The sequence below is a fragment of the Pseudomonas sp. FP1154 genome (assembly GCF_030687245.1).
GTDB lineage: Bacteria > Pseudomonadota > Gammaproteobacteria > Pseudomonadales > Pseudomonadaceae > Aquipseudomonas > Aquipseudomonas rhizophila.
Genome location: NZ_CP117465.1, coordinates 1,026,274 through 1,043,704 on the forward strand (window position 1 = coordinate 1,026,274; position 17,431 = coordinate 1,043,704).

Annotated in this window: 17 protein-coding genes, 1 tRNA gene and 1 pseudogene; 6 read left to right on the top strand and 13 right to left on the bottom strand. The window is 59.6% G+C overall.

What is annotated here, in order from left to right; genetic code table 11:
• Window positions 1–156: 156 nt before the first annotated feature.
• The 8 genes from ychF to PSH91_RS04590 form a co-directional block, all read right to left on the bottom strand.
• Entirely contained in the window at window positions 157–1,257 is a 1,101-nt protein-coding gene (ychF, locus tag PSH91_RS04555; RefSeq protein ID WP_047229391.1) for a redox-regulated ATPase YchF, read from the bottom strand.
• Window positions 1,258–1,279: 22 nt separating this feature from the next.
• Window positions 1,280–1,864, bottom strand: coding sequence for an aminoacyl-tRNA hydrolase (gene pth / locus PSH91_RS04560; RefSeq protein WP_047229392.1), 585 nt, complete (start codon window positions 1,862–1,864; stop codon window positions 1,280–1,282).
• A gap of 167 nt (window positions 1,865–2,031) precedes the next feature.
• Window positions 2,032–2,634: a 50S ribosomal protein L25/general stress protein Ctc gene (locus PSH91_RS04565; protein WP_047229393.1), complete on the bottom strand. Its 603-nt coding sequence runs from the start codon at window positions 2,632–2,634 to the stop codon at window positions 2,032–2,034.
• A 143-nt stretch (window positions 2,635–2,777) separates the two neighbouring features.
• The gene (locus PSH91_RS04570) at window positions 2,778–3,719 is read right to left on the bottom strand and encodes a ribose-phosphate pyrophosphokinase (protein WP_003171603.1); all 942 of its coding nucleotides are present in this window, start codon (window positions 3,717–3,719) and stop codon (window positions 2,778–2,780) included.
• 47 nt (window positions 3,720–3,766) lie between these two features.
• Window positions 3,767–3,841: transfer RNA gene (locus PSH91_RS04575), tRNA-Gln, on the bottom strand.
• 36 nt (window positions 3,842–3,877) lie between these two features.
• On the bottom strand, window positions 3,878–4,729 hold the full coding sequence (gene ispE / locus PSH91_RS04580; RefSeq protein ID WP_047229394.1) for a 4-(cytidine 5'-diphospho)-2-C-methyl-D-erythritol kinase: 852 nt from the start codon (window positions 4,727–4,729) through the stop codon (window positions 3,878–3,880).
• Window position 4,730: 1 nt separating this feature from the next.
• Complete coding sequence (gene lolB, locus PSH91_RS04585; RefSeq protein WP_047229395.1) at window positions 4,731–5,348, bottom strand: lipoprotein insertase outer membrane protein LolB; 618 nt, start codon at window positions 5,346–5,348, stop codon at window positions 4,731–4,733.
• A gap of 4 nt (window positions 5,349–5,352) precedes the next feature.
• Window positions 5,353–7,077 (bottom strand): tetratricopeptide repeat protein, encoded by a 1,725-nt coding sequence (locus PSH91_RS04590; protein ID WP_305467425.1) that lies wholly within the window; start codon window positions 7,075–7,077, stop codon window positions 5,353–5,355.
• 171 nt (window positions 7,078–7,248) lie between these two features.
• Here PSH91_RS04590 and hemA point away from each other — a divergent pair, with 171 nt between their 5' ends.
• The 6 genes and pseudogenes from hemA (at window position 7,249) to PSH91_RS04620 (ending at window position 12,631) form a co-directional block, all read left to right on the top strand.
• Window positions 7,249–8,538: a glutamyl-tRNA reductase gene (gene hemA / locus PSH91_RS04595; protein WP_047229397.1), complete on the top strand. Its 1,290-nt coding sequence runs from the start codon at window positions 7,249–7,251 to the stop codon at window positions 8,536–8,538.
• Window positions 8,535–9,389, top strand: a pseudogene (prfA, locus tag PSH91_RS04600) (peptide chain release factor 1); the annotation flags it as partial. The gene hemA and the pseudogene prfA, both read left to right, overlap by 4 nt.
• 243 nt (window positions 9,390–9,632) lie before the next feature.
• A complete protein-coding gene (gene prmC / locus PSH91_RS04605) occupies window positions 9,633–10,463 on the top strand; it encodes a peptide chain release factor N(5)-glutamine methyltransferase (protein ID WP_305468500.1) in 831 nt (276 codons plus the stop codon).
• Complete coding sequence (locus PSH91_RS04610; protein WP_047229400.1) at window positions 10,457–11,215, top strand: molybdopterin-synthase adenylyltransferase MoeB; 759 nt, start codon at window positions 10,457–10,459, stop codon at window positions 11,213–11,215. The genes prmC and PSH91_RS04610 overlap by 7 nt, the downstream gene beginning before the upstream one ends.
• Complete coding sequence (gene murI, locus PSH91_RS04615; RefSeq protein WP_047229401.1) at window positions 11,208–11,999, top strand: glutamate racemase; 792 nt, start codon at window positions 11,208–11,210, stop codon at window positions 11,997–11,999. Before PSH91_RS04610 ends, murI begins: the two co-directional genes overlap by 8 nt.
• Window positions 12,000–12,112: 113 nt before the next feature.
• A complete protein-coding gene (locus PSH91_RS04620) occupies window positions 12,113–12,631 on the top strand; it encodes an acyloxyacyl hydrolase (protein ID WP_047229402.1) in 519 nt (172 codons plus the stop codon).
• A 99-nt stretch (window positions 12,632–12,730) separates the two neighbouring features.
• On the opposite strand, the gene PSH91_RS04625 is transcribed toward PSH91_RS04620, so the two are convergent.
• The 5 genes from PSH91_RS04625 to PSH91_RS04645 form a co-directional block, all read right to left on the bottom strand.
• The gene (locus PSH91_RS04625; RefSeq protein ID WP_047229403.1) at window positions 12,731–13,036 is read right to left on the bottom strand and encodes a YkgJ family cysteine cluster protein; all 306 of its coding nucleotides are present in this window, start codon (window positions 13,034–13,036) and stop codon (window positions 12,731–12,733) included.
• A 28-nt stretch (window positions 13,037–13,064) separates the two neighbouring features.
• Window positions 13,065–13,838 carry an SDR family oxidoreductase gene (locus tag PSH91_RS04630; protein WP_173407382.1) on the bottom strand — a complete coding sequence of 258 codons (774 nt, stop codon included), beginning with the start codon at window positions 13,836–13,838 and terminating at the stop codon, window positions 13,065–13,067.
• Between the two features lie 127 nt (window positions 13,839–13,965).
• On the bottom strand, window positions 13,966–15,399 hold the full coding sequence (phrB, locus tag PSH91_RS04635; protein WP_305467428.1) for a deoxyribodipyrimidine photo-lyase: 1,434 nt from the start codon (window positions 15,397–15,399) through the stop codon (window positions 13,966–13,968).
• Window positions 15,400–16,338 (bottom strand): MerR family transcriptional regulator, encoded by a 939-nt coding sequence (locus tag PSH91_RS04640; RefSeq protein WP_305467430.1) that lies wholly within the window; start codon window positions 16,336–16,338, stop codon window positions 15,400–15,402.
• Complete coding sequence (locus PSH91_RS04645) at window positions 16,338–17,300, bottom strand: DUF523 and DUF1722 domain-containing protein (RefSeq protein ID WP_305467432.1); 963 nt, start codon at window positions 17,298–17,300, stop codon at window positions 16,338–16,340. The genes PSH91_RS04640 and PSH91_RS04645 overlap by 1 nt, the downstream gene beginning before the upstream one ends.
• Window positions 17,301–17,431 lie beyond the last annotated feature (131 nt).

Here is a 17,431-nt window from a genome sequence, read left to right on the forward strand (position 1 = left end):
GGAAGAATTGGGGCCGCATCCGCGGCCTCGTTTGTTTGAAGCGTATGGCGAGTCTCTGTCACCGGTGGAAATCCCGAGACGAAAAAAATCCCCGTATCAGTCATGATTACGGGGATTTTTTCGTCCAGGGAAGTCCGTGTGATTCCACGGGCTCTCTTAAACGTTGAAGCGGAAGTGCATCACGTCGCCATCCTTGACGATGTATTCCTTGCCTTCCAGGCGCCATTTACCAGCTTCCTTGGCGCCGGCTTCACCTTTGTACTGGATGAAGTCTGCGTAGGCGATGACTTCGGCGCGAATGAAGCCTTTTTCGAAGTCGGTGTGGATCACGCCAGCGGCTTGCGGGGCAGTGGCGCCGACGCGTACGGTCCAGGCGCGGACCTCTTCGACACCGGCAGTGAAGTAAGTCTGCAGGTGGAGCATTTCGTAACCGGCGCGGATCACGCGGTTCAGGCCGGGCTCTTCCAGGCCCAGGGCCTCGAGGAACATGTCTTTCTCTTCACCATCGTCCAGCTCGGCGATTTCCGCTTCGATCTTGTTGCAGACCGGAACGACCATGGCGCCTTCTTCTTCGGCAATGGCCCGGACCACGTCCAGGTGCGGGTTGTTCTCGAAACCGTCTTCAGCGACGTTGGCGATGTACATGACCGGCTTGGTTGTCAGCAGGTGGAAGCCCTTGATCACCAGCTTCTCATCGGTGCTCATGTTCTTCATCAGGCTGCGCGCGGGCTTGCCTTCGGTGAAGTGGGCGATCAACTGCTCCAGCAGGCCCTTCTGGACCACTGCGTCCTTGTCGCCACCCTTGGCGTTGCGAGCGACTTTCTGCAGTTGCTTCTCGCAGCTGTCGAGGTCGGCGAAGATCAGCTCAAGGTCAATGATCTCGATGTCACGCTTGGGGTCGACGCTGTTGGAGACGTGAATGACGTTCTCATCTTCAAAGCAGCGCACCACGTGGGCGATTGCATCGGTTTCACGAATGTTGGCCAGGAACTTGTTACCCAGGCCTTCACCTTTCGAGGCACCGGCGACGAGACCGGCGATGTCGACGAATTCCATGGTGGTCGGCAGGATGCGCTTGGGATTGACGATGGCCGCCAGCGCTTCCAGGCGTGGATCGGGCATCGGCACGATGCCGCTGTTAGGCTCGATGGTGCAGAAGGGGAAGTTTTCGGCCGCGATACCGGACTTGGTCAGGGCGTTGAACAGGGTGGACTTGCCGACGTTAGGCAGGCCGACGATGCCGCAATTGAATCCCATGGTGTTTCCCCTCGGAGTAGAGTCAGGCCTTCTGGCTGTGCAGGTTTTTCATCGCGCGGTTCCATTCACCGGCGAGGATATCCGGCAGCACGCCGAGGGCAAAGTCGATGCTGGCATCGAGTTTTTCCTGTTCGGCGCGAGGCGCACGACCCAGGACAAAATTTGAAACCATGCTGGCAACGCCCGGGTGGCCGATGCCGAGCCGCAGGCGGTGAAAGGTATTCTGATTACCCAGTTGCGCGATGATGTCGCGCAACCCGTTGTGACCGCCATGGCCGCCGCCCTGCTTGAGTTTGGCGACGCCCGGAGGCAGGTCGAGTTCGTCGTGGGCCACCAGGATTTCTTCAGGTTTGATGCGAAAGAAACCGGCCAATGTCGCCACGGCCTGGCCGCTGCGGTTCATGTAGGTGGTGGGAATCAACAGACGAACATCCTGACCCTGGTGTGAGAAACGCCCGGTCAGGCCGAAATATTTGCGATCGGCCGCCAGGCTGACGCCTTGTGCGTGCGCGATGCGCTCAACAAAAAGGGCCCCTGCGTTATGCCGGGTCTGTTCGTATTCAGCGCCTGGATTTCCCAGGCCAACGATCAGTTTAATGGCAGTCACGATAGGGGCCCTTCCTGGAGTGTGGATAACAACGTCGCGCTCAAACGGTGTTGCGACAGTGGGACGAAAATGGCGGATCTACCGTTAAGTAAACTTCGCGTTCTCGCCCGCTGTCTCGCTACGTTCCAGTCCGCGATGTTTCCGGTCACTCCGGCGACAGAGTGAAATTACTCTGCAGCTTCTTCTTCAGTCGCTTCTGGAGCAACACGTGGAGCGTGGACGTTGGCAACAGCCTTGTCATCGCCGTGCGCCAGGGCAACAAACTCAACGCCTTTAGGAGCCTTGAGGTCGGACAGGTGAATGATCGTGCCGATTTCGGCGTCAGCCAGGTCGACTTCGATGAATTCAGGCAGGTCTTTCGGCAGGCAGGAAACTTCCAGCTCGGAAGTTACGTGCGAGATTTCGCCGCCTTTCTTGACCGGAGCAGCTTCGTTGATGAAGTGCACTGGAACAACCGCAGTCAGCTTCTGACCGGCAATAACGCGTACGAAGTCAGCGTGCATCACGTGGCCTTTGGCCGGGTGACGCTGAAGGGCTTTGATCACGACGTTTTGCTTGGTGCCGCCAACGTTCAGCTCGATGATGTGGCTGTAGGCCGCTTCGTTTTCGAGCAGTTTGGCAACTTCTTTGGCCAGCATGCTGATGGACTCAGGGGCTTTGTCGCCACCGTAGACTACAGCTGGAACCAGGCTTGCGAGACGACGCAGGCGGCGGCTCGCACCTTTCCCCAGGTCGGAACGCACTTCAGCATTCAGGGTAAATTCGTTCATGTTGTATCTCCAAAGTAACCACATTCACCCCAGCGCTTGCGACCAGCGCTAAAGGCGATATGGGCAAAAAAGCCCCGCCCCGGCAGGTAATGTCGGGGCGGGGCGCTTTTCGTCAACGAGATGTAATGGAAAGGGCAGGGCCCTTAACGGAACATCGCACTGATCGATTCTTCATTGCTGATGCGGCGAACCGCCTCGGCAACAACCGGTGCGATATCCAGTTGGCGAATACGCGCACAGGCTTGTGCTGCAGCGGACAGCGGGATGGTGTTAGTGACCACCAGCTCGTCCAGCACGGAATTTTCAATGTTTTCGATCGCTCGACCCGACAGCACAGGGTGTGTGCAGTAGGCAAAGACCTTGGCAGCGCCATGCTCTTTCAGGGCCTTGGCCGCGTGGCACAGGGTGCCGGCGGTATCGACCATGTCGTCGACCAGAATACAGGTACGCCCTTCGACGTCGCCGATGATATGCATCACTTCGGAGTGATTGGCTTTCTCACGGCGTTTGTCGATGATACCCAGATCAACGCCCAGGGATTTGGCAACGGCCCGTGCACGCACGACGCCGCCAATGTCCGGGGACACGATCATCAGGTTTTCGAAGCGCTGATCTTCAATGTCATCCACCAGAACCGGGGAGCCGTAGATGTTATCCACGGGAATATCGAAGAAGCCTTGAATCTGGTCAGCATGCAGATCGACCGTGAGCACACGATCGATGCCGACTACGGTAAGCATGTCAGCCACGACTTTCGCGCTGATTGCCACACGTGCGGAACGCGGACGGCGATCCTGACGGGCATAACCAAAGTAAGGAATAACAGCAGTAATACGAGTAGCCGAGGAGCGGCGGAAGGCATCAGCCATCACGACGAGTTCCATCAGGTTATCGTTGGTCGGAGCGCAAGTCGGCTGAATAATGAAGACGTCTTTACCGCGAACGTTTTCATTGATCTCGGCAGTGATTTCGCCGTCGGAGAACTTACCGACAGAAATGTCACCGAGAGGGATATGCAGCTGACGTACAACACGCCGAGCCAGATCGGGGTTAGCGTTCCCCGTAAAGACCATCATCTTGGACACGCGCAGTACCTGAAGGCTGAGGGTATACCTGGATGAGTATAGGAAAATGGCAGGGGCGGCTGGATTCGAACCAACGCATGGCAGGATCAAAACCTGCTGCCTTACCGCTTGGCGACGCCCCTGTATCTGTTGCTTCGAGTGCCCAGCACTCGATTCCGTTAGAGCAGACTTTGCAGCTTGCGATGCAACATCGAAACGTTGCTTCCTTTTGCTACAAACCCTGTAAGGGTCTCTGTCAGAAGGGCCGAGACTTTATCAGCTTCAGCTTTGCTTGGGAAGCCCCCAAACACACAACTTCCAGTTCCGGTGAGTTTTGCTTCGGTAAATTTACCTAACAAATTCAAAGCGTTACGAACATCTGGATAACGCCTTGCTACCACCGGTAAGCAGTCATTTCGACTGTTTCCCTTGGGAACGGGGCGCACTTTAATGGGAGGAGAGTTACGTGTCAACAGTGGATCTGAAAAAATTTCTGCTGTACTTACAGATACTTGCGGCACCAGCACCAAGTACCAAGGTTCCTCGGGCTCTACCGGTGTGAGTTTTTCCCCGACGCCCTCGGCAAAAGCCGCGTGGCCCCGTACGAAAACCGGCACGTCGGCGCCCAGCGTCAGGCCCAATGCGGCCAGGCGATCAGCGTCCCAACCCAGCTGCCACAGGTGGTTGAGCCCCAGCAAAGTCGTTGCCGCGTTTGAGCTGCCGCCGCCGATGCCGCCGCCCATGGGCAGGATTTTTTCGATCCAGATATCAATGCCCAGCGAACACCCGGATTGCTCCTGAAGTTTTTTCGCGGCTTTGACGATCAGGTTGCTGTCGTGAGGAACGCCTTCGAATTCGGTGTGCAGGTGAATCACGCCGTCGTCACGCACGGCAAAGGTGATTTCATCGCCGTAGTCGAGAAACTGAAAAATCGTCTGCAACTCGTGATAGCCGTCCGGGCGACGGCCCAGGATGTGCAACATCAGGTTGAGCTTGGCCGGGGAGGGCAGGGTCAGGCGCGCAGCGGTCATGTCATTGCCCCAGCTTGCGCGGCTGCCATTGCTTGATCACCAGCGTGACGTCCAGGTTGCTGCCGTGCAGTTTGATGCGCTCGGGCAACCAGTAACCGTTTTGCTCGGCGTAGCTCAAGTATTCGATCTGCCAGTCGTCCTGCTCCAGGTTGGACAGGCGACTGTCGGCATCGAGGGTCAGGCGGCTTTTGCTGTCCGGTGCCGGCAGGCCGCGAACCCACCAGGTCAGGTGGGATACGGGCAGCTTCCAGCCCAGTTGTTCTTCCAGCAAGGCTTCCGGCGAGGGTGATTCGTAGCGACCCTGATTGGCCACTTCCAGCGAAACCTGGCCTGGTCGGCCGGTCAGGCGCGCCGCGCCACGACCCAGCGGACCGGACAGGCGAATGTCGTAGTAGTCCTGGCGTTGCAGCCAGAACAGTGTGCCGCTGCCCGAGTCTTTCGGTGCGCGTATGCCGATCTTGCCATCGATCTGCCAGCCGTCGAGACCGCTCAGTTGTTCCTTGTGCTCTCGCCATTGGGCCGTGTTGCCGTGGCCCTGGACGGATTCTCGGGCGCCGAAGCCGGCGCAACCGGCGAGCAGGGCGATAAAGCTGAAAACGATGAAGTGGCGCAAAAGCATAATTTTAAAGGGTCTCTGATCCGGTCAGGCGTTTGATGGTGCTGCGCAGGATGGGGCTGTCGGGCTGTTCCTTGAGGAACTTGCTCCAGATCTGCCGGGCTTCGCGCTGTTTGCCGTTGGCCCACAGGACTTCGCCCAGGTGCGCGGCGACTTCCTGGTCGGGAAAGCGCTCCAGGGCCTGGCGCAGCAGGCGTTCGGCCTCGTCGAGGTTGCCCAGGCGGAAATGCACCCAGCCAAGACTGTCGAGCACCGCCGGGTCTTCCGGGTTGAGCTGGTGCGCCTGTTCGATCAGCACCTTGGCTTCGGCGTATCGGGTGGTGCGATCGGACAAGGTGTAGCCCAGGGCATTGAGGGCCATGGCATTGTCGGGGTCGCGCTGGATGATCAGGCGCAGGTCTTTCTCCATCTGCGCCAGGTCATTGCGTTTCTCCGCCAGCATGGCGCGGGTATACAACAGGTTCAGGTCGTCCGGGTACTGCTTCAACGCCCGATCGAGCACAGTCCAGGCTTTGTCGCCCTGATTATTGGCCGACAGGGTTTCAGCCTCGATCAGATACAACTGGATGCCGTAGTCCGGCTGGGTGTCCCGCTGCACGGCGAGGCGACTCTGGGCCTCGGCCGTTTTGCCGTTGCTCATCAGGATATCGGCCTGGCGCAACTGGGCCGGCAGATAATCGTTGCCTGGGCCGACCTGGGCGTACTCGAGCAGTGCACTCTCGGGATCGTTGCGCTCTTCCGCGATGCGGCCCAGGTTCAAGTGGGCGGAGTCGACATGCGTTCCCCGCGCAATCAGGTCTTCCAGGTGACCCTTGGCTTCTTCCCACGCTTTGGCTTCCAGGCAGACCAACGCCAGGGAATAGCGCAATTCATCGTCTTCAGGGTACTGCTGGACCAGGCTGGAAAACTCCACCTTGGCGTCGTCCATGCGGTCGTTTTCCACCAGCATGCGCGCGTAGGTGAGACGCAGGCGCTTGTCGTCCGGGTATTGCCTGATGGCTTTTTCCAGCAACGGCAGGGCTTCGTCGCCGCGGTTCGCGCCTTGCAGCAAGCGAGCGCGCAGCAGAATCGGCGCCACTTCGCCCGCTTGCGGCGGGTTGTCTTCCAGCAGGGAAAGGGCGCCCTGGATGTCACCATCCTGTTGCAGCAGCAGGGCCTTGCCGAAAATCAGCTGACCGTTATCGGGATGGCGCTGCAGCAGTCGGTCGAAGCTTTTAGTCAGGCCGTCGCGGGTTTCCTGGTCGGTATCGGCTGCTGATAGCGCAAGGAAGTCGAAATGGGTTTCGCCCTTGCCCAGCAGGACTTTCTCCATATACACCATGGAGTCGTCGTAGCGTCCGGCCCGGGCCAGTTGCACGGCGGCGGCGCGTTGCGCTTCGAGGTCTTGCGGTGCGTTTTTGGCCCAGATCAGTGCGGTATCCAGGGCGGGCTGGTCGGCACCCAGGTATTCGGCAATGCGAAACGCCCGCTCGGAGATGCCCGGGTCCTGTGTGTTGATGGCCTGGGTGACGTAGTTGTCCAGCGCAATGTCGAAGCGATTGCGCTGGCCTGCCAGTTCGGCGCTCAACAGGCTGAAAATGGTTTCTTCGCTGAATGAGCTATAGACCTTGGGCTTTTCAGGGGCCTGGGTGCTGTCTTCGACCGGCGGCGTACCGTCTGTCGACACGGGAGCCATGGACTGACAGCCGCCGAGCAAGGCAAAAGCGAGGAGCAACGCGGAAGATCTATTCATATAGGAAAAGGACGACTAACCTGCGGTCGGATCATCATGACACAGCCTTCGGTCAAACATAACCGGCCCGTCGATTTACGGCACGGGGCAGGGCGATAGATATCGAGTGGTTGTTCTGAATCTGGCGAAGTAGGACAATTGCCGGCTTCACGTCACTATCAGCGACCTTGAATGGCCTTCCTTGCACTTGGTATTAACCACAAGACTGCTTCCGTAGACGTCCGCGAGCGCGTGGCCTTTACGCCTGAGCAACTGGTTGAGGCCCTGCAGCAGCTTTGCCGACTCACCGAGAGCCGCGAGGCTGCCATCCTCTCCACCTGCAATCGCAGCGAGCTTTATATAGAGCAGGATCACATTTCGGCCGATACCGTGCTGCGCTGGCTGGCCGAATATCACGATCTGAGTCTTGAAGAGCTGCGCGCCAGTGCCTATGTGCATGAAGACGATGCGGCCGTTCGTCACATGATGCGAGTTGCCTCCGGGCTCGATTCGCTGGTGCTGGGCGAACCGCAGATTCTCGGCCAGATGAAGTCGGCCTATGCCGTGGCCCGTGAGGCCGGCACGGTCGGGCCTCTGCTGGGGCGCTTGTTCCAGGCCACGTTCAATGCCGCCAAACAGGTGCGCACCGACACGGCCATCGGCGAAAACCCGGTGTCCGTGGCATTTGCCGCGGTCAGCCTGGCGAAACAGATTTTCAGCGATCTGCAACGCAGCCAGGCGCTGCTGATCGGCGCGGGGGAGACCATCACCCTGGTCGCGCGCCATCTGCACGACCTGGGGGTCAAGCGTATCGTGGTTGCCAACCGTACCCTGGAGCGCGCCAGTACCCTGGCCGAGCAGTTCGGCGCCCATGCTGTGCTGCTGTCGGACATCCCGGCCGAGCTGGTGCACAGTGACATCGTCATCAGCTCCACCGCCAGCCAGTTGCCGATCCTGGGCAAAGGCGCGGTGGAAAGCGCCCTGAAACTGCGCAAGCACAAGCCGATTTTCATGGTGGATATTGCCGTTCCCCGGGACATCGAGCCGGAAGTGGGCGAGCTCGACGACGTTTATCTGTACAGCGTCGACGACCTGCACGAAGTGGTCGCCGAGAACCTCAAGAGCCGGCAAGGGGCGGCCCAGGCGGCCGAAGAAATGATCACCATTGGCGCCGAGGACTTCATGGTCCGCCTGCGCGAGCTGGCGGCGGTGGATGTGCTCAAGGCTTATCGTCAGCAGAGCGAACGCCTGCGCGACGAAGAGCTGCAAAAGGCCCAGCGCCTGCTGGCCAACGGTGGCAGCGCCGAAGAGGTGCTGGTGCAACTGGCTCGCGGCCTGACCAATAAATTGCTTCACGCGCCCAGTGTCCAGCTCAAGAAGCTGACCGCCGAAGGCCGCCTCGATGCGTTGGCCATGGCCCAGGAACTCTTTGCCCTCGGTGAGGGTTCACCGGATAGTTTTTCGGATAAAAAATCGCAATGAAAGCGTCACTGCTCAATAAGCTGGACATTCTCCAGGACCGTTTCGAGGAACTGACCGCCCTGCTGGGCGATGGTGAAGTCATTTCCGACCAGAACAAGTTTCGCACGTATTCCAAGGAATACGCCGAAGTCGAGCCGATCGTCGCCACCTATAAACAGTTGCTCAAAGTGCAGGGCGACCTTGAAGGCGCCCAGGCGTTGCTCAAGGACAGCGATCCGGACATGCGCGAAATGGCGGTCGAGGAAGTCCGTGAAGCCAAGGAGCAGTTGCTCGAGCTTGAAAGCAACCTGCAACGCATGTTGTTGCCCAAGGATCCGAATGACGGTCGCAATGTGTTTCTCGAGATCCGTGCCGGCACCGGCGGCGACGAAGCGGCGATATTCTCCGGGGACCTGTTCCGCATGTATTCGCGTTACGCCGAGCGTCGCGGCTGGCGGGTGGAGATCCTCTCGGAGAACGAAGGCGAACACGGTGGCTATAAAGAGGTCATCGCCCGGGTCGAAGGTGACAACGTCTACGGCAAGCTGAAATTCGAATCCGGCGCCCACCGCGTGCAGCGTGTCCCGGCCACCGAATCCCAGGGGCGTATCCACACTTCGGCCTGTACCGTGGCGGTTTTGCCCGAGCCGGACGAGCAGGAAGCCATCGAGATCAACCCGGCGGACCTGCGGGTCGACACCTACCGCTCCTCGGGGGCGGGCGGTCAGCACGTCAACAAGACCGATTCGGCGATCCGTATCACTCACCTGCCTTCGGGCATTGTGGTCGAGTGCCAGGAGGAGCGTTCCCAGCACAAGAACCGTGCGCGTTGCCATGTCGTGGTTGTCGGCCAAGCTCAACGATCAACAGACCAGTGCTGCGGCCAACGCCATCGCCAGCGAACGCAAGCTGTTGGTGGGCTCTGGAGATCGCTCGGAGCGGATTCGTACCTACAACTTTGCCCAGGGGCGGGTCACCGACCATCGAGTCAACCTGACGTTGTATTCGCTCGACGAAATTCTCGCCGGCGGCGTCGATGCAGTGATCGAACCGTTGCTGGCCGAATACCAGGCCGACCAGTTGGCCGCGATTGGCGAGTAAGCACAGGTGAACATATGACCATCATCGCCAGTTTGTTACGCGCCGCCGAGCTGCCGGATTCGCCCACGTCCCGACTGGATGCCGAATTGCTGCTGGCCGCGGCACTGGGCAAGTCCCGCAGCTTCCTGCACACCTGGCCCGAGCGAATCGTGCCAAGCGAAGCGGCGCTGTTGTTCTCTGAATACCTGCGCCGCCGTCGTTCTGGCGAGCCAGTGGCTTATATCCTCGGGCAGCAAGGCTTCTGGAACCTGGACCTGGAAGTGGCGCCCCACACCTTGATTCCGCGTCCCGACACCGAACTGCTGGTGGAAACCGCGCTGGCCTTGCTGCCGGCCGCACCGGCGAGGGTTCTGGATCTGGGCACCGGCAGCGGCGCGATTGCCCTGGCATTGGCCAGCGAGCGCCCGGCCTGGACAGTCACCGCGGTCGACCGTGTGCTGGAGGCGGTGGCCCTGGCCGAACGCAATCGCCAGTGCCTGGACCTGCGCAACGTCACGGTGCTGAGCAGCCACTGGTTCAGCGCTTTGGACGGTGAGCGTTTTGAGCTGATCATCAGCAACCCACCTTATATAGCTGCCACCGATCCTCACTTGGCGGAGGGCGACGTGCGGTTCGAGCCGGCCAGTGCCCTGGTGGCAGGGCACGACGGACTTGATGATTTGCGCACAATCATCGCCCAGGCCCCCGATCATCTTGGAGCGGGTGGCTGGTTGATGCTCGAGCACGGTTACGATCAGGCTGACGCGGTGCGTGATCTTCTGCAAACCCAAGGGTTTACTGAAGTCCACAGTCGCAAGGACCTGGGCGGGCATGAGCGCATCAGCCTGGGGCGCCTGCCGTGCTGAACGATCAGGAGCTGTTGCGCTATAGCCGGCAGATTCTGTTGCAGCACGTCGACATCGACGGGCAACTGCGACTCAAGCACAGCCGCGTATTGATCGTCGGCCTCGGCGGACTCGGCGCTCCGGTGGCGTTGTACCTGGCCGCTGCTGGCGTCGGTGAGTTGCACCTGGCGGATTTTGACACGGTCGACCTGACCAACCTGCAACGCCAGATCATCCACGACACCGACAGTGTGGGCCTGAGCAAGGTCGATTCGGCGATGCGTCGCCTGACGGCGCTCAACCCTGAAATCAGCCTGGTGCCTCACCCACAGGCCATGGACGAAGACAGCCTGTCTGCTGCCGTCGCGGCGGTGGATGTGGTGCTGGACTGTTCCGACAATTTCTCCACCCGCGAAGCGGTGAATGCGGCGTGTGTCGCAGCAGGCAAACCGCTGGTCAGCGGTGCGGCGATTCGTCTGGAAGGGCAGTTGTCGGTGTTTGATCCACGCCGCCCGGAAAGCCCCTGCTATCACTGCCTCTACGGCCACGGCAGTGAAGCCGAGTTGACCTGCAGCGAAGCCGGTGTGCTCGGGCCGCTGGTGGGGTTGGTAGGCAGTCTGCAAGCCCTTGAAGCCTTGAAACTGTTGGCCGGCTTCGGCGAGCCACTGGTGGGGCGCCTGCTGTTGATCGACGCCTTGGGCAGCCGTTTTCGTGAGCTGAGGGTCAAGCGTGATCCGGGGTGCAGCGTCTGCGGTGGCAGCCAGCATGAGTGAAGCGCCGGTCGGTGTGTTCGATTCGGGTGTCGGCGGGCTGTCGGTGCTGGGGGAGATTCGTCGGCTGTTGCCCAATGAGTCACTGCTCTACGTTGCAGACTGTGGGCATATTCCCTACGGCGAGAAAACCCCGGAATTCATCCGGCAGCGCTGCGCAATCATCGCCAACTTTCTCCATCACCAGGGCGCCAAGGCGCTGGTGGTGGCTTGCAATACCGCGACGGTTGCCGGGGTCGCCGATTTGCGTCGTGATTATCCCCACTGGCCCATTGTCGGCATGGAGCCGGCGGTCAAACCGGCGGCGGCTGCCACTCGAAGTGGCATTGTCGGTGTGCTGGCAACCACTGGCACATTACAAAGCGCCAAATTCGCCGCGTTACTTGATCGGTTCGCCACCGATGTGCAGGTGATCACCCAGCCATGCCCCGGGCTGGTAGAGCTGATTGAAGCAGGCGATCTCCAGAGCCCGGCTTTGCGTCAATTGCTGCAGGGCTATGTCGAACCTTTGCTGGCCGCCGGCTGCGACACGCTGATCCTGGGTTGCACGCACTATCCCTTCCTCAAGCCATTGCTCAAGCACATGGTCCCCGCGCACATCAGCCTGATCGACACGGGGGCCGCCGTTGCCCGGCAACTTCAGCGCCTGCTCGCTGAACGCGGCCTCCTGGCCGCCGGTCCCGCCAGCGAAACGCGATTCTGGAGTAGCGCAGATCCGATACATTTAAGAAAAATCCTACCAACGCTATGGAATTCGTCCGGCGTTGTGCGAAGCTTCAGTCTGTAAAAAAACCTGAAAAATACCTAAATCAGGCTGAACTTCTGTTTTAACGCGGATTTCTATAGCTTTGTCTGTTTGTAACAAAACTAACTAAGTCTGTTCGGAAAAGGATGTTTCTAATGAAGCGTTTATTCTGCTTGGCCGCACTTGCGGCTGCATTGTTGGGGCACACTTACTCCGCACAAGCGGCAGGTGTGGAGTTTGGGGTGGGCCAGACCGGCGAGTCGACCATGACTTACCGCTTGGGCATGCAGTTCGATTGGGACAAGAGCTGGTTGCAGAGTGATGTCGGTCGCCTGACCGGCTATTGGAGCGGCGCATACACGTATTGGGAGGGGGATGAGGCCTCCAGCAACCATAGCCTGTCGTTCTCGCCTGTCTTTGTGTATGAGTTTGCCGGTCAAAACGTAAAACCCTACATCGAGGCGGGTATCGGTGTTGCGTTGTTTGAAAATACCCAAGTGGAAAACAACCAGCTCGGTACGGCTTTTCAGTTCGAGGACCGCATTGGTTTCGGCCTGCGCTTCAACGGTGGACATGAAGTGGGTATTCGCGCCACTCATTACTCCAACGCCGGCATCAAGTCGACCAACGACGGTGTCGAAAGTTACGCCTTGCACTACACGATGCCGCTGTAACCCAAACCCGTGGGAGCGAGCCTGCTCGCGATAGCGAAGTATCAGACAACCTCATATTGACTGGTCTACCGCTATCGCGAGCAGGCTCGCTCCCACGGGCTACCGATATGCAGTCGCAATCCCTTTGCGTTCTTCAATACATTCCGGCGCGCCCATCTCGAACTCGCGGCAGATCAGTGGGCGTTTTTCGTAGATCGTGCACATCATGCTGTCGCGATCCAGCGCCGCGCACCAACCGTCATCGAGCCGCAACATCACTTCTCCACCCCATTCGTCCGTGTCGATAAAGCGTTCGGGCACGCCAGTGTCAGTGATCAGCATCACTTCCAGTTGGCAACAGCACGCCGCGCACGTCGAACAAGTGACGGCAGGCTGGGGGATCTGATGGACAGGGATGGTTTTCATGGCGCGCAGTGTAAGGCAACCGCGCCCCTCAGGGTTGGCCCTTGATCGGGCACCCATTCCCCGCTTTATCTGAGTTGACGTCAGTGAGCATCGATTCGGTCGATGAAGGTAGCGGCCAGAGTACGGTCATGGACGAAACGGGGAGCGCCACTTCATGGGGGCGCTCGGCCAGTTGTTTCAGCACGTGATGTGCCGCCGTTTCGGCCGTCCACTGGACTGGGGCCGGAAAACAGTCGTCGAGACTGAGCGAAGGGCTGTCGAAGCCCGGATGAACCAGCGTCACGTCGATGCCCTCGGCCACCAGTTCGACGCGAGCCGACTCAAACAGAAAACGCATGCCTTTGCCGTCGGCCTCGCTATATGACGGTGGCAGGTAAGTCGCCGGGCTGGCGATGCCCACCAGATGGGACCGGTTGCCTGCACGCAGCAATGGCAGGGCAGTGTGAATGCAGAAGCTGGCCGCTATCAGATTGCTGCGCACAATGTGTTCGATGATCAAAGGATCGGCGGGTTGGCCGTCGATGTATTCGGCAGTTCCTGCATTGAGAATCACGGTGTCCAGCGAGCCCCACTGCCGGGCAATCTGTTCGCCGATCTCGCGCACGGTCTGGCTGTCGGTCAAGTTGCCGGGCACCGCCAGTACTTGTCCCGGATAACGTGCCGAAAGGTCTTCACTCGAGCGCGACGAGCGCGAGCTAACGGCCAGGTGCGCGCCGGTTTTGAGTATCGCTTCGGCCAACGAAACACCGATTCCGTTGCCCGCACCGGTCAGCCAATATCGCTTTCGAGTTTCTAGGCCCATTCCATACTTCCTTCGACCGAGCAGAGTGCGCAAGTTTGATGTAAGACTGTATGGCCGCAGGGTTGAAATTGCATCTTACGGTCAGTTTTTTTCTGTTCGCTGAGCGCCCGGTTTCTTGATTTTTCACTTATCGAGTTGGCAGGTTTCTGAACGCCTGCAATGCACGAGCCCGGGACTGACTCAGGTCGACAATCGCAGGAGGATAATCCGTCACGCCAAACAATCGGCCCTGCATGTTTGGATTATGGACCTGTTGCTTATCGAGATCGTTCAGTTCAGGTAACCAGCGTTTGATGAACAATCCTTCACGGTCGAATTTTTCCGATTGACTCAAGGGGTTGAAGATCCGGAACCAGGGCGCAGCATCCGTCCCGGTCGAGGCGCTCCACTGCCAGCCGCCGTTGTTGGCGGCCAGGTCGCCGTCGATCAGGTGTTGCATGAAAAAGCGCTCACCCTCGCGCCAGTCGATCAGCAGGTTCTTGGTCAGAAACATCGCCACCACCATCCGCAAACGGTTGTGCATCCACCCGGTTTCCAGCAACTGGCGCATGGCCGCGTCGATGATCGGCAAGCCAGTGCGTGCCTGTTTCCAGGCCTCCAGCTCTTCAGGGGCGTTGCGCCAGGCCAGCGCTTCGGTTTCCGGACGGAACGCGCGATGGCGAGACACCCGTGGATAGCCCACTAGAATGTGTTTATAGAACTCACGCCAGAGCAATTCATTGATCCATGTCACAACACCGACATTTCCGCTCTCGAATTCACCCTGGTTGGCCTGCAGCGCCGCATGCAGGCATTGGCGTGGCGAGATCACACCCGCCACCAGGTACGCCGAGAGCTGGCTGGTGCCTGGCCTGGCGGGGAAGTCCCGTTCGCTCTGGTAATAATCGAGGTGTTGCTCAGCGAAGGTGTCCAGACGCCGCCGGGCTTCGTTTTCACCGGCTGGCCAGAGGGCGCGCAGCGTTTCACTCGCAGGCGAGAAGCCTTCGACTTGCGTGGGCACCGGGTCGCTGACAATGCCGGTGGGTGCCTGCCGGGCCGGTTTGGCGACCAGGCTTGGCAGCGAAAAGTGCAGGCGGCTGTAACAGACCTTGCGGAACTGGCTGAACACCTGGAAATAGGTGCCGGTCTTGGTCAGCACACTGCCGGGCTTGAACAGCAACTGGTCGAGGTGGCTGTGAAATTCGATGCCCTGGCCCTGCAACGTTCGGGCAACTTCGGCATCTCGGTGGGTTTCGTTCAAGCCGTATTCTTCATTGACATGGACGGCGTCGATTGCCAGTTCGTGGCACAGCGAGAGCAGAATCTGCGGTGCCTGATCCCAGCGTGCAGCGTGGCGGATCAGCAGCGGGATGTTCAACGCCTCCAGGGCAGTGCTCAACGAGGCGAGGTTACGCAGCCAAAAGTCGATCTTGCACGGTGCATCGTCATGCGCGCGCCATTGTTCCGGGCTCGGCAGGTACACCGCCACACAAGGTCCCCGGGCTGCTGCGGTGGCGAGGGCGGTGTTGTCGTGCAGGCGCAGGTCGCTGCGCAGCCAGATCAGTTGCGTGGGGTTTTTCATTCAAATAAGTGCTCTGCGACTCAGTTCGCGGTAAGCCGATAACGGATCTTCGGCCCACGTAAGGTTGTCGGTCGAAATGCCTGTGGATAACCGGGCGTGATGGATCGATGCGGCCGGGCCGGCGATGATGATCGGGCAATCCACCCCACTGATCAGCTTGGGCAGTTGGGACAGGTTCAGCGCGTTGCTGGAGTACAGCAGCACTCCACGGGCTTTGAGGCGTTCGACGGCCAAGGCCAGTTCGCCTGCGGGTATCGGCCCATCGAACACTTCCACGGGGCAATCGGCGCTGCTGGCCAGCCAGGCGCTAAGCCACAATTGGGGCTCCAGGGGCAGGTCCGAATGGTTGACCAGCAGCAATGGCGCACCGCGCAACTGACGATTGTTGTGGTAGATCCGACTGCCGAATTTGCTGCGCAGCCAGGAGTACAGAAACACCCGCTCCAACTGCGCACCGAACTGGCCTTGCCAGCGCAATTGCAGTTCGGCCAGCAAAGGCAACAACAACTGCTCGCACACCGTCCAGGGCGGATAAAGCGCCATAGCCTGGTTGACCAGATCATCGACCTGACGCTCGGCCAGTTGCGTGACCGCCAGCACCAGGGCGTGGCGCTGACGCTGCCAGTCGTTTTCCAACGGTTCACTGGGCGGCTGCGGTGTGTCGAGCAGCGGTTTTATCTTGCTCACCGCCACCCCCCGATCGATCCAGGTGAGGATGCTCAAGATACGTTGCACATGATCGGCATTGAACAGTCGGTGACCCTTGGGGGTGCGGTGCGGCACGATCAGGCCATAACGGCGCTCCCAGGCTCTTAGCGTGACGGCATTGACCCCGGTTTGGCGGGCGACTTCGCGTATGGGCAGCCAGCCCTGTGCCAGGGCTTTGGCGAAGTCGGCCCCCAGGTCTTCGCTGGCGCTGGAATCAGGTTCGCTTTTCATCAAATGGCATTTCGCAGACTGAGGTTTTCCGGGTGTGGTTGCAGGTAGACCTGCTGCGCCAGATAGGGATCGGGATGCAGGCGCAAGTGATGCTTGAGCAAGGTCAGCGGAACTACCAGGGGGACGATGCCGAGGCGGTATTGCCCGATGAGGTGTTGCACTTCCTGCTTGTCTTCGGCGTTGATGGCGCGTTTGAGGTAACCGCTCAGGTGTTGCAGCACATTGGTGTGAGTGCGGCGGGTGGCGCATTTCTTCAAAGCAGCCATCAAGGCGCTGAAGTAGCGTGCGCCCAGCTCGTCAGGATCGGCCTTGCCCATGTTGCCCAACAGATTGCCCAAGGCCTTGTATTGCACCGGGTTATGGGCCATCAACAGATATTTGTAGCGCGAGTGAAAGTGGATCAGTTCACGGCGTGTCAGGCCTTTGCGGCGCAGCGGTTGCCAGGCCGCGTAGGCAAATACCCGGGTCAGGAAATTTTCCCGCAGCACCGGGTCGTTCAGGCGACCGTCTTCCTCCACCGGCAAGTCGGGGTGGCGCTCGCAAAACGCCTGGGCATAGATGCCGCGTCCGCCGCCGTCCTGTGGCACGCTGTTGTGATCGTAGACCTTGACCCGCTCCAGTCCGCAGGACGGCGACTTCTGCATGAAGATGTAGCCGCAGATGTCATCCAGTTCCTCGGCCATCTGCTCTCCGTAAGCGGCCAATGGCCGGGTTACATTGAGGTCGTGCCTGACCGTACCAACCGCGTCGGGCCGTTCGGGATTACCCACCAGCCGGATCGGCTCGCGAGGGATGCCCAGGCCAATGGCGACTTCAGGGCAGACCGGCACGAAGTCGAAGTAGTCGACCAAGGTACGGCTGCATAGCTGCGATTGCTTGTGTCCGCCGTTGAAGCGAACTTCAGCGCCCATCAGGCAGGCGCTGATAGCGATTTTCGGTTTGACGACGGCATCATGGGGCATGGGCGACCTCTGATTTCAAATCTTGTACAAAATAACATTTGTGTACAATATTTTCATCATAGATCCGAACGCGCACAAGTCAACCGCTTTTGCATGTGGGGGCGATGTGGTTTTTGCGCAGACGGGCTGCT

Coding starts and splice junctions, on each gene's coding strand:
- prmC (WP_305468500.1), top strand. CDS start 9,633: ATGACCATCATCGCCAGTTTGTTACGCGCCGCCGAGCTGCCGGATTCG.
- lolB (WP_047229395.1), bottom strand. CDS start 5,348: ATGCTTTTGCGCCACTTCATCGTTTTCAGCTTTATCGCCCTGCTCGCC.
- PSH91_RS04590 (WP_305467425.1), bottom strand. CDS start 7,077: ATGAATAGATCTTCCGCGTTGCTCCTCGCTTTTGCCTTGCTCGGCGGC.
- ispE (WP_047229394.1), bottom strand. CDS start 4,729: ATGACCGCTGCGCGCCTGACCCTGCCCTCCCCGGCCAAGCTCAACCTG.
- PSH91_RS04625 (WP_047229403.1), bottom strand. CDS start 13,036: ATGAAAACCATCCCTGTCCATCAGATCCCCCAGCCTGCCGTCACTTGT.
- PSH91_RS04645 (WP_305467432.1), bottom strand. CDS start 17,300: ATGCCCCATGATGCCGTCGTCAAACCGAAAATCGCTATCAGCGCCTGC.
- hemA (WP_047229397.1), top strand. CDS start 7,249: ATGGCCTTCCTTGCACTTGGTATTAACCACAAGACTGCTTCCGTAGAC.
- PSH91_RS04630 (WP_173407382.1), bottom strand. CDS start 13,838: ATGGGCCTAGAAACTCGAAAGCGATATTGGCTGACCGGTGCGGGCAAC.
- ychF (WP_047229391.1), bottom strand. CDS start 1,257: ATGGGATTCAATTGCGGCATCGTCGGCCTGCCTAACGTCGGCAAGTCC.
- PSH91_RS04565 (WP_047229393.1), bottom strand. CDS start 2,634: ATGAACGAATTTACCCTGAATGCTGAAGTGCGTTCCGACCTGGGGAAA.
- PSH91_RS04620 (WP_047229402.1), top strand. CDS start 12,113: ATGAAGCGTTTATTCTGCTTGGCCGCACTTGCGGCTGCATTGTTGGGG.
- PSH91_RS04640 (WP_305467430.1), bottom strand. CDS start 16,338: ATGAAAAGCGAACCTGATTCCAGCGCCAGCGAAGACCTGGGGGCCGAC.
- phrB (WP_305467428.1), bottom strand. CDS start 15,399: ATGAAAAACCCCACGCAACTGATCTGGCTGCGCAGCGACCTGCGCCTG.
- murI (WP_047229401.1), top strand. CDS start 11,208: ATGAGTGAAGCGCCGGTCGGTGTGTTCGATTCGGGTGTCGGCGGGCTG.